General features: G+C 57.5%; 8 protein-coding genes and 2 pseudogenes. 6 read left to right on the forward strand and 4 right to left on the reverse strand.

The genetic code is table 11. From position 1 onward, the window contains the following. Entirely contained in the window at positions 1-459 is a 459-nt protein-coding gene (mraZ, locus tag ACMX3H_RS11005) for a division/cell wall cluster transcriptional repressor MraZ (RefSeq protein WP_011410413.1), read from the reverse strand. An 845-nt stretch (positions 460-1,304) separates the two neighbouring features. Between mraZ and ACMX3H_RS11010 the strand changes: the two genes are divergently transcribed. Then, positions 1,305-1,772 (forward strand): L-alanine exporter AlaE, encoded by a 468-nt coding sequence (locus ACMX3H_RS11010; protein WP_415210869.1) that lies wholly within the window; start codon positions 1,305-1,307, stop codon positions 1,770-1,772. Positions 1,773-1,800: 28 nt separating this feature from the next. On the opposite strand, the gene cra is transcribed toward ACMX3H_RS11010, so the two are convergent. From cra to ilvI, 3 genes and pseudogenes are all read right to left on the reverse strand, one after another. Beyond that, positions 1,801-2,805: a catabolite repressor/activator gene (cra, locus tag ACMX3H_RS11015; RefSeq protein ID WP_415210870.1), complete on the reverse strand. Its 1,005-nt coding sequence runs from the start codon at positions 2,803-2,805 to the stop codon at positions 1,801-1,803. Between the two features lie 423 nt (positions 2,806-3,228). Continuing rightward, positions 3,229-3,726 carry an acetolactate synthase small subunit gene (ilvN, locus tag ACMX3H_RS11020; RefSeq protein ID WP_415210871.1) on the reverse strand — a complete coding sequence of 166 codons (498 nt, stop codon included), beginning with the start codon at positions 3,724-3,726 and terminating at the stop codon, positions 3,229-3,231. Positions 3,727-3,728: 2 nt separating this feature from the next. Then, a pseudogene (ilvI, locus tag ACMX3H_RS11025) lies at positions 3,729-5,445 on the reverse strand (acetolactate synthase 3 large subunit). Between the two features lie 575 nt (positions 5,446-6,020). Here ilvI and leuA point away from each other — a divergent pair. The 5 genes and pseudogenes from leuA to ACMX3H_RS11050 form a co-directional block, all read left to right on the forward strand. Then, positions 6,021-7,598, forward strand: a complete 1,578-nt coding sequence (gene leuA, locus ACMX3H_RS11030; protein WP_415210872.1) for a 2-isopropylmalate synthase — start codon at positions 6,021-6,023, stop codon at positions 7,596-7,598. A gap of 2 nt (positions 7,599-7,600) precedes the next feature. Further along, the gene (leuB, locus tag ACMX3H_RS11035; protein WP_415210875.1) at positions 7,601-8,692 is read left to right on the forward strand and encodes a 3-isopropylmalate dehydrogenase; all 1,092 of its coding nucleotides are present in this window, start codon (positions 7,601-7,603) and stop codon (positions 8,690-8,692) included. A 5-nt stretch (positions 8,693-8,697) separates the two neighbouring features. Further along, a complete protein-coding gene (gene leuC, locus ACMX3H_RS11040; RefSeq protein WP_415210873.1) occupies positions 8,698-10,098 on the forward strand; it encodes a 3-isopropylmalate dehydratase large subunit in 1,401 nt (466 codons plus the stop codon). Between the two features lie 10 nt (positions 10,099-10,108). Beyond that, entirely contained in the window at positions 10,109-10,711 is a 603-nt protein-coding gene (gene leuD, locus ACMX3H_RS11045; RefSeq protein ID WP_415210874.1) for a 3-isopropylmalate dehydratase small subunit, read from the forward strand. 564 nt (positions 10,712-11,275) lie between these two features. Then, positions 11,276-11,680, forward strand: a pseudogene (locus ACMX3H_RS11050) (SgrR family transcriptional regulator); the annotation flags it as partial. Positions 11,681-11,823: the final 143 nt, after the last annotated feature.

Genomic DNA, 11,823 nt, shown 5'->3' on the forward strand with positions numbered 1-11,823 from the left:
CTATAGCGATAAGTCTTGCAGCCGGTCGGTAAGCGGTAGCTCCGCCGACAGCTCAGCGTCGATGTCATCCTTGACTTGTTGATACCAGGTCTGTTCGTCCCACAACTCGAACTTATTGAATTGCCCAACCAGCATCACTTCTTTTGACAGTCCGGCATGCTGCCGGAGCGTCGGCGCGAGCAGTATTCTGCCTGCGCCATCCATCTGGCACTCGCTCGCATGCCCCAGCAACAACCGCTGCACCCGGCGTTCCGCGGGGTTCATACTCGACAATCGCGACAGCTTTTGTTCAATGATTTCCCAGGCCGGCAGGGGGTAAAGCAACAGACATGGCTGATGGAGGTCAATGGTACACACCATTAAACCTGCCGATTCCTCATTCAGTTTTTCCCGATGACGGGTAGGCACGGCGAGCCGGCCTTTGCTGTCAAGGTTAACCAAGGTTGCGCCACGAAACATGCGTCCGTTTACCCCTTAAAAACCTTAATCACCACTTTACCCCACAAATTCCCACGCAAAAGAGTGTACGAATGGTGTCAAAACATTGTCAAGCGACTAAATGACTCAGAAGGGATTATTTACATCGGTAATTACCATTTGGCAGGAGAATGAGTAATACATCGCGAAAAAAAGCTAAAAATAACATCACTCTATTCATCTTCATTCTGTACAAATTAAAAATATAAATATTCGCGCCTGCCAAACCCCTGACGGCCAAAAAACCGGTTTGACGGACTTCCAGGAAGCGGGAAAGCGCCGCGCGACGCTTGGGCGGATGAAGCAAGGGGGGAGTAACAGAAGGATTTACCATTCCTCTTTTTTCATACTACGCGGTTATTTTAACGTCTTTATTAATCCGGTGGAAGCGTTCTGTTCGGCGGCTTAAAATACACCTTTGCTTTTATATGCCCTAATCTTTGTTGATTTTATCATCAGATGTTTATTGGTTAAACGCCCGCTTTATTTTATCGCCAGACTATTCCTAAAAGCGGCGCAATTCATTTTTCTCACCGCGGTGGGGCGTTAAATCACCGGCACGGTCAGCGGCAAACGTATCACATCCAACCAATTGATTATCATTATTTTTCATTAACTGACGGCGAGAAATCGTCCCAAGGCCCCCCAACGGTCATTTTATTGGCACAAATATCGACACTTAACATTTAAATAAAAATTATAAGTTACTTAACTTAATACAGGCAGTGATGTACTCTACTCAGCATAAATAATGCCTTACAAACCACTTTGGCTGCCGCTTCCCTCGCCGCACGCCCATGATCTTTTCGCGCTGGAGCCGTTACGTCATGTTTGCTGAATCATCCCGTTTACGCAGTGCCGCGGCGGATACCTTTGCGCTGGTGGTGTACTGTTTTTTTACCGGGATGGCAATTGAGATCCTGCTGTCCGGCATGAGCCTACAGCAGTCGCTGTCGTCGCGTCTGCTGGCGATTCCGGTCAATGTGATTATCGCCTGGCCGTTTGGCCAGTATCGCGACGCGGTGCTGCGTTTGGCATGGCTGCACGGGCCCAAACAATTCTGGACCCGTAATCTGGCGGATTTGCTGGCGTATTTCAGCTTTCAATCACCGGGTTACGCGGTCATTCTTCTGGCGGTGGGAGTAGAGTGGCGGCAGCTGATAGCGGCAGTGGCCAGCAATGCGGTGGCCTCTATGGTGCTCGGTGTGATGTATGGCTACTTCCTGGAATATTGCCGCCGGCTGTTCCGGGTGACCGGGACATTGCCGATCACCTCAGCGCCGTCCCGACAATAGCGTCGGCGCCCGGCCCGGCGGCGCGTGATTAATTCCGGCTTAGCTGACCGCGCCGGAACAGACTGCGGCGAATACGCGTTAGGCCCGGCTTGGGTCGATGGGGCTCGTCAAGGCTGGCGAGCACCAGCTCCAGCACCCGCTCCGCCACTTCCCGATGGCGCTGGGCAACCGCCAGCACCGGACATTCCAGAAAATCCAGCAGCTCGTTATCGCCGAACGTAGCGATAGCCAGATTGGTGGGCAGCCGGCCGCTGCGTTTCAGCGTCACGTCCATCAGCCCCTGCAGCAGTGAAAACGAGGTGGTGAACAGCACCTGCGGCATCGGATTGCTCTCCAGATAACGGTCAAACAACCCCGCCGCCGCTGAACGCTCGTAGCTGTTGGCATAGAGAAAGTCCGGCTTGCGCCGATCCTGCCCCCAGCCGCGCCGAAAGCCCTGTTCGCGCAGAAAACTCACCGACAGTTCCGGTAGCGCGCCAAGATACAGCACGTGCTCCCCCGGAAACTGGCTTAGCTCCTGGGACAACATTTCCGCATCTTCCTCATCCGCGCCGACGACGCTGATAAAGTGCTCGCGATCCAGCGCGCGATCGAGAGCGATGATGGGGAAGGCGTCATTAGCCCAGCGCTGGTAGAACGGATGCTCCGGCGGCAGGGCGGTAGAGACGATAATGGCGTCCACCTGCCGCTGCAGCAGATGCTCCACGCAGCGCATCTCGTTGTCCGGCTGGTCTTCCGAACAGGCAATCAATAGCTGATAACCGCGCTGACGTGCCTGGCGCTCGAGATAGTTGGCGATGCGGGTATAACTGGTGTTTTCCAGATCGGGGATAACCAGGCCGATGGAGCGGGTACGTCCGGCGCGCAGGCCGGCGGCGACCGCATTTGGATGGTAATTATGCTCCCTGACCACTGCCATAACCTTTTCCACGGTTTTATCGCTGACGCGGTATTGTTTCGCTTTGCCGTTAATGACATAACTGGCGGTTGTGCGCGAAACACCAGCCAGGCGCGCGATTTCATCCAGTTTCACATAGACCCCTTTATGCTTATCAATTAACCCTTTGCCCGAATGTCCATAGTCGCACCGGGGAATTCAACCATGCTACAACTATCAGCACAAAATGCTAAGGGAAAATCCAGCAGCCCGTCGCGAGCGCCCTAAGCACCCGGCTGACGTTGCTGACATCATGAATGCAGTGGAAGAAACGGCAACAGGACTACCGCACGGTATCAGGCCTGGCACGGCTTAAAAACCCGTCCCGCCGTCCCAGTTAAACCCGGCCAGATACGGCCTCAGGGCCTATCCTGCCGATTCGGGGGAAACGCGCCGGGCGCAGGGTTCAGCTCGGCGTTAAGGCAATCATCCGCCGGGCGACGCAAACTTTGCGCCCGGCGCAACAATAAGGGACGTTCAGCCGATAACGCCGACTGCAGCCCCCCGTTAGTTAAGCGTTCAGCGCATCACTTTGTCGCCGCGCGACAGCCCGACAATGCCCGAGCGGGCGACTTCAACGATTTCCGCCACTTCGCACACGGTGGCGAGAAACGCGTCCAATTTCTCGCTGGTGCCCGCAAGCTGTACGGTATAAATGGCCGGGGTGACGTCGACAATCTGACCGCGAAAGATTTCAGCGCAGCGTTTGACCTCTTCGCGCCCGAATCCGCTGGCCTGCACTTTCACCAGCATAATCTCCCGTTCCACATGACTGCCGCCCCCCTGCACCAGTTCGCTGACGCGCAGCACGTCCACCATTTTGTGCAGCTGCTTTTCGATTTGCTCCAGCACTTTCTCGTCGCCCATGGTCTGGATGGTCATGCGCGAAAGGCTAGGATCGTCGGTGGGGGCCACGGTCAAAYTTTCAATGTTGTAGCCCCGCTGGGAAAACAACCCGATCACCCGGGATAACACGCCGGATTCGTTTTCCAGTAATACTGATAAAATACGGCGCATGATCAGGTCCTCTCCGTTTTACTTAACCACATTTCATCCATACCGCCGCCGCGGATCTGCATGGGGTAAACGTGTTCCGTTCCATTCACCATCACGTCCACGAACACCAGACGGTTTTTCACCGCTAGCGCCTGCGCCAGCTTGGATTCGAGCTCGGCCGGCCGCTCAATGGCGATGCCGACATGACCATAGGCCTCCGCCAATTTCACGAAGTCCGGCAGGGACGCCATGTAAGATTGGGAGTGGCGGCCGGAATAAATCATGTCCTGCCACTGCTTCACCATGCCCAAATAGCGGTTGTTCAAACTGACCACCACCACCGGCAAATCATATTGCAGGGCGGTGGACAGCTCCTGAATATTCATTTGAATACTGCCGTCGCCGGTGATACACAGCACCGTTTCCTGCGGGAAGGCCATTTTCACCCCGAGCGCCGCCGGCAGGCCAAAGCCCATGGTGCCCAGACCGCTGGAGTTGATCCAGCGTCGTGGTTCATCGAACGGATAATACAACGCGGCAAACATCTGATGCTGGCCCACGTCGGAGGTGACGTAAGCGTTGCCCTGCGTCAGTCGGTACAGCGTCTCGATCACCGCCTGGGGTTTGATTTTATCGCTGCCGCTGTCGTATTTAAGGCAGGCGCGCGCGCCACTGCTCGATATCCCGCCACCAGTCGCGCAGCGCGTCGAACGGCTGGCGGCTTTCGCCCTGCTCCAGCAGTTCCAGCATCTGGTCGAGGACATGGCGGGCGTCGCCGACGATCGGCACGTCAGCGGTGACGGTTTTGGAGATCGACGCCAGATCGATATCAACATGCAGCACCGTGGTATCCGGGTAGTATTTCGCCAGGTTATTGGTGGTGCGATCATCGAAACGCACACCCACGGCGAAAATCACGTCGGCGCGATGCATCGCCATATTCGCCTCGAAGGTACCGTGCATACCCAGCATACCGAGGCTTTGCCGATGGCTGCCGGGGAAACTGCCCAGCCCCATCAGCGAGCTCACCACCGGCAAATTGAGCTGTTCCGCCAGCTGGCGCAGTTCGCGGTGACAGGCGGAGGTAATGGCTCCGCCGCCGGTGTAAACCACCGGCCGCTCGGCGGCGAGCAACGTCGTGAGCGCGCGCCGGATTTGCCCTTTATGCCCCTGTACGGTCGGGTTGTACGAGCGCATCGACACCGAATCGGGGTAAAGGTAGGGCAGTTTGTGCGCGGCGCTTAGGATGTCCTTGGGCAGATCGATAACCACCGGCCCCGGCCGACCGCTGGCGGCGAGATAGAAGACTTTTTTCAGCACCTGCGGGATATCTTCGGTTTTCTTCACCAGAAAACTGTGTTTCACCACCGAACGCGAGATCCCTATCATATCGCACTCCTGAAAGGCGTCATAACCAATCAGCGAGCTGGCCACTAGGCCTGACAGCACCACGAGCGGAATCGAGTCCATATAGGCGGTGGCGATGCCGGTCATCGCATTGGTGGCGCCGGGACCAGAGGTGACCAGCACCACGCCGACCTCGCCGGTGGCGCGGGCGTAGCCATCGGCCATGTGCACCGCGCCCTGTTCGTGACGCACCAGCACATGATCGATCCCGCCGACCGTATGCAATGCATCATAAATATCCAGCACGGCACCGCCGGGATAACCGAATACCTACTTTACGCCCTGATCAATCAATGACCGGACGACCATCTCGGCTCCTGACAACATCTCCATGGTTTGCCTCCAGGCTTACAGTATTACGCCGACAGCGGAACGCCTTTCCGATTGTCGTGAGGGACAGGGAATAAGCACCCTAAATACGGTGTTGTTATATTTTATGGCCGATTACGATAGCGCCTGTTAATGATGCAGGCAAACAGCAAAAATCCCCGCGCTAATAACGGGTATATTTATTACGCTATCGCAGCGCGCCGCGGTAAGATATTACACTGGATATCCCCCTATTTTTGGCGGGTTATTTCTGTCTATACGTCAATTTTAGCAGGGGTGCGTAAAAGCACACGCCGGCAGATCCCACGCTAGGCCCGGGCGAATGCGATGAACGGTTGACAGCGCGCGCCGGATGCGGTACCAATAACCTTACTAAACGAATTCACTATTGGAATGCAGAGAGTTTATGTTCACGTCTATCCGTCTACTAAGCCTATTACTACACGCAGAAATGATGCGCGGCAGGCTGGTGCACGGTATTCAGAACTGAATTCGGGCCACTCCAGATAAAACCCCGCGCACTGCGCGGGTTTTTTTATGCCTGCCGTGTGCGGAAACCTACAGAATAAGGATCGACCATGAGCCAACAAGTCATTATTTTCGATACGACGCTGCGTGATGGTGAACAGGCATTACAGGCAAGCCTGAGCGTGAAAGAGAAGCTGCAGGTTGCGCAGGCGCTGGAAAGAATGGGCGTTGACATCATGGAGGTGGGTTTTCCGGTGTCCTCCCCCGGTGACTTTGAATCCGTGCAAACCATTGCCCGTCAGATCAAAAACAGCCGCGTATGCGGCCTGGCGCGCTGCGTCGATCGCGATATTGATGTCGCGGCCGAAGCGCTGCGCGTGGCGGAGGCATTCCGTATCCATGTCTTCCTGGCCACCTCGACCCTGCATGTGGAATCCAAGCTGAAAAAGAGCTTTGACCAGGTGGTAGAAATGGCGGGGCACTCGGTGAAACGCGCGCGCAACTATACCAATGACGTAGAATTTTCCTGCGAGGACGCCGGTCGTACCCCGATCGATAACCTGTGCCGCATCGTCGAAGCCGCCATCAACGCCGGCGCGCGCACGATCAATATTCCCGATACCGTGGGCTACACCACCCCGAATCAGTTCGGCGGCATCATCACCTCACTGTTCCAACGGGTGCCAAATATCGACAAAGCCATCATTTCAGTCCATTGCCACGACGACCTGGGCATGGCGGTGGGCAACTCTATCGCCGCGATCCAGGCCGGCGCCCGTCAGGTGGAAGGCACCCTCAACGGCATCGGCGAACGCGCCGGTAATACCGCGCTGGAAGAGGTGATCATGGCGATTAAAGTGCGCCAGGACTTGCTGAACGTCCACACCGGCATTAATCATCAAGAAATCTACCGCACTAGTCAGGTGGTCAGCCAGCTGTGCAACATGCCGATCCCCGCCAATAAAGCGGTGGTAGGCGCCAATGCCTTCGCCCACTCTTCCGGCATTCATCAGGACGGCGTGCTAAAAAATCGCCAGAACTACGAAATCATGACGCCGGAAACCATCGGCCTGAAAGAGGTACAGCTGAACCTGACCTCCCGTTCCGGCCGCGCGGCGGTGAAACACCGCATGCAGGAAATGGGCTATCAGGAAAGCGATTACTCCCTGGACGAGCTGTATGACGCCTTCTTGAAGCTCGCCGACAAAAAGGGCCAGGTCTTCGACTACGATCTGGAAGCGCTGGCGTTTATCAACAATCAGCAGGAACAGTCGGAGCATTTCCGCCTGGACTATTTCAGCGTTCAGTCCAGCTCCGCCGATATCGCCACCGCCTCGGTGAAACTGGCCTGCGGTGACGACGTCCACGCCGAAGCCGCCACCGGCAACGGCCCGGTAGATGCCGTCTACGAGGCGCTGAACCGCATTACGCAGTTCCCCATTCAATTGGAGAAGTACCAGTTGACCGCCAAGGGCCACGGCCGGGATGCGCTGAGCCAGGTGGATATCGTGGTGGAATATGAGGGACGCCGCTTCCACGGCGTCGGTCTGGCCACGGATATCATCGAATCCTCCACCCTGGCGATGGTCAATGCGATGAACAATATTTGGCGCGCGCGGCAGGTCGGTATCGAACTGCGTCGCCTGCACCAGCACAACAACAGTCAGGATATGCAGGAAACGGTGTAATGATGAGCAAGACTTACCATATTGCGGTTTTACCCGGCGACGGTATCGGCCCGGAAGTCATGGCGCAGGCCTATAAGATCCTCGATGCGGTGCGCCAGCGGTTCGGCGTGCGCATCTCCACCAGCGAATATGATGTGGGCGGCGTGGCTATCGACCGTCACGGCAGCCCGCTGCCCGCCGCCACCTTGGCCGGCTGCGAGCAGGCTGACGCGATTCTGTTCGGTTCGGTGGGCGGCCCGAAATGGGAACATCTGCCGGCTGTGGAACAGCCGGAGCGCGGCGCGCTGCTGCCGCTGCGTAAACACTTCAAGCTGTTTTCCAACCTGCGGCCGTCGCGCCTGTATCCGGGGCTGGAGGCGTACTGTCCCCTGCGGGCCGATATCGCCGAACGCGGGTTCGATATTCTGTGCGTGCGCGAGCTGACCGGCGGGATTTATTTCGGGCAGCCGAAAGGCCGCGAAGGTACCGGCCCGCACGAGCGCGCTTTCGATACTGAAGTCTACTACCGGTTCGAGATTGAGCGTATCGCCCGTATCGCCTTTGAATCGGCGCGCAAACGGCGCAACAAAGTCACCTCCATCGATAAGGCCAACGTGCTGCAAAGCTCTATTCTGTGGCGCGAGGTGGTTAATCAAGTGGCGCAGGATTACCCGGAGGTGGCGCTGTCGCATTTGTATATCGATAACGCCACCATGCAGCTGATTAAAGATCCGTCCCAGTTTGACGTGATGCTGTGCTCCAATCTGTTCGGCGATATTCTCTCCGACGAATGCGCCATGATTACCGGCTCGATGGGCATGTTGCCCTCGGCCAGTCTGAATGAACAGGGCTTCGGCATGTATGAGCCCGCCGGCGGCTCGGCACCGGATATCGCAGGCAAAGATATCGCCAACCCGGTGGCGCAGATTCTGTCCACCGCCCTGCTGTTGCGTTACAGCCTGGGGCTGGACGATGCCGCGGACGCCATTGAGCACGCGGTCAATCAGGCGCTGGAAGCCGGCCACCGCACCGCCGACCTGGCCGGCGGCGGCAGCGCGGCGGGCACCGGCGAAATGGGCGATATTATCGCCGCGTTAATCAGTCAAGGGGCATAATTAACATGGGCAAGTCGTTATACCAAAAATTATATGATGCACACGTGGTCTATGAAGCGGAGAACGAAACGCCGCTGCTGTATATCGACCGCCATTTAGTGCACGAAGTGACCTCACCGCAGGCGTTTGACGGCCTGCGCGCCCAAGGGCGCACCGTCCGTCAGCCGGGCAAAACCTTTGCCACCATGGACCATAATGTGTCCACGCAAACCAAAGATATTAACGCCTGCGGCGAAATGGCCCGCATCCAGATGCAGGAGTTAATGAAAAACTGCGCGGAATTCGGCGTGCAGCTGTATGACCTGAACCACCCCTACCAGGGGATTGTGCATGTCATTGGCCCGGAACAGGGGATGACCCTGCCGGGGATGACCATCGTCTGCGGCGATTCCCATACCGCCACCCACGGCGCCTTCGGCGCGCTGGCGTTCGGTATCGGCACCTCGGAAGTGGAACATGTGCTGGCGACTCAGACCCTGAAACAGGGCCGGGCCAAAACCATGAAAGTGGACGTGACCGGGCACGCCGCCCCCGGCATTACCGCCAAGGATATCGTCCTGGCGATAATCGGTAAAATCGGCTCCGCCGGCGGGACGGGCCACGTGGTGGAATTCAGGGGCGACGCCATCCGCGCGCTCAGCATGGAAGGCCGCATGACCCTTTGCAACATGGCGATCGAGATGGGCGCCAAAGCGGGCCTGGTGGCGCCGGACGACACGACCTACGCCTATTTGCAGAACCGGCAATTCGCGCCCAAGGGCGACGACTGGCACCGAGCCGTCATGTATTGGGACACGCTGAAATCCGACGATGATACCCATTTCGATAAGGTGGTGACGCTGGATGCGCAAGATATCGCGCCGCAGGTCACCTGGGGCACCAACCCCGGACAGGTCATTGCCGTCAATCAGCTTATCCCGTCGCCGGAGTCGTTCAGCGATCCGGTGGAGCGGAACTCCGCCGCCAAGGCGCTGGCCTATATGGATTTGCAGCCCGGCATCCGTCTGACCGACGTGACGATTGACAAGGTCTTTATCGGCTCTTGTACCAACTCGCGCATCGAAGACTTACGCGCCGTCGCCGCCGTCGCCCGCGGCCGCCGCGTCGCCGCCGGCGTGCAGGCGATCGTGGTGCCCGGCTCGGGTCCGGTCAAAGCGCAGGCGGAAGCGGAAGGGCTGGACAGAATCTTTCTCGAGGCCGGTTTTGAATGGCGCCTGCCCGGCTGCTCTATGTGTTTGGCCATGAACAACGACCGCCTGAATCCCGGTGAACGCTGTGCTTCGACCAGTAACCGCAATTTTGAAGGCCGTCAGGGCCGCGGCGGACGTACCCATCTGGTCAGCCCCGCGATGGCGGCGGCGGCGGCGGTGGCCGGCCGTTTTGCCGATATCCGCGAATTGAATTAAGGAAAGAGTGATGGCTAAATTTATGCAACATACCGGCATCGTGGTGCCCCTTGATGCCGCCAACGTTGATACCGATGCGATCATCCCCAAGCAGTTTCTGCAAAAGGTGACCCGCACCGGTTTCGGACAGCATTTATTTAACGACTGGCGCTTTTTGGATGACGCCGGGCAACAGTCCAACCCGGATTTCGTGCTGAATCAGCCACGTTACCGCGGCGCCAGCATTTTGCTGGCGCGGGAAAACTTCGGCTGCGGCTCTTCCCGTGAGCATGCGCCCTGGGCGTTGACCGATTATGGCTTCCATGCGGTGATAGCGCCCAGCTTTGCCGATATTTTTTACGGCAACAGCTTCAACAATCAGTTACTGCCGATTACGCTCCCGGAAGATCAGGTAAACACGCTGTTCGCCATGGCGGCGGCGCAGGAAGGGATGACCTTTACCGTCGATCTGGAGCGGCAACAGGTGGTGGCCGGCAATGAGGTTTATCCCTTCGAGATAGACAGCTTCCGCCGCCATTGCCTGATAAACGGCCTCGACAGTATTGGCCTGACGCTGATGCATGATGAGGCGATAAGCCAATACGAAAGCCGTCAGCCGGCCTTTCTGAACTGACAGCCCCCTGACGCCGCACCCGGCGGGGGCGGCGTCAGCCTCTGCCGGCGACGTTTGCGCCACGCGGTCGGTAGAGCCCTACCGCCCCTGACCCGCCGCGGCGTTGATCGTTAGCTAACGCGGCAACGATTGCCATTATCCGCCGCGGCAACGCGCATCTTTATTTCTCACCGCGACTGTCGTCGCGTTCTTAGCGTTGTGGTGTCGCTGTTGACCTGCCCTTTCTCCTGTTGGCCGTGATGACTACCGCCGCGCGGCAATATGCGCTACCGTCCCCCCACCCGCTACTGCTCGCGAACGCAGCGCGCTAACGCGCGATACGCGACGTCCTGCGCGCAAAAAAAGCCGGCGCCATGCGTCGCCGGCCGGTGATCATCAACTGATTCAAGAGTTAGGGTGTCTAGGCGCTTGTCCATTGCATCGTTTGCACCGCGGCATTGCCGGCTGGCTGGCCCACCGGCCAAGCGTTGAGGAGGTGCATCCTGCCGCGCTTTCGGCCTAGTGAGTATCGGCGTAATATACGGAAAGAAAAATAGATGACTTTTCAGGGAGGGTTCCCCTTTTATGGCCTCACCGCGTTTACAGCAGCAATTCATACGCCTGTGGCAAAGCTATCAGGGCGAATCCCGCGACACCACGCTCAGCGAACTGGCGTTACAGCTCAATTGCTCGCGCCGCCACGTCCGTTCGCTTTTGAAAAGCATGCAGCACATGTGCTGGCTCAGTTGGCATTCCCAGGCTGGGCGGAGTAAACGCTCTTGGCTGGACTTCCATTATACCGGTCTCGGGCTGCAGCAGCAGCGCGCCAGCGAACTCCTCGAGCAAGATCGCATCGATCAGCTGGTGCAGTTGGTGGGGGATCGCGAGAGCCTCAGAAGCATGCTGCTTTCCCACCTGGGACGCGGTTTCCGCCAGGGGAAACATATCCTGCGGGTGCTCTACTACCGTCCGCTGAGCAATCTCCTGCCCGGTTATAGAGAAGTAATTTATTTGATACTTACGGGAATTGGCGGGATCTGGCGGGAATTCGTGGGATTTCTTAGGATTAGGGATGATTTATGTATTTGATACCGATGAACAAAAAAAGAACAAAATAGAGCCTATAGGCAAAA

It is taken from the genome of Sodalis sp. (in: enterobacteria) (assembly GCF_047607725.1).
Taxonomy (GTDB): domain Bacteria; phylum Pseudomonadota; class Gammaproteobacteria; order Enterobacterales; family Enterobacteriaceae; genus JBLKSS01.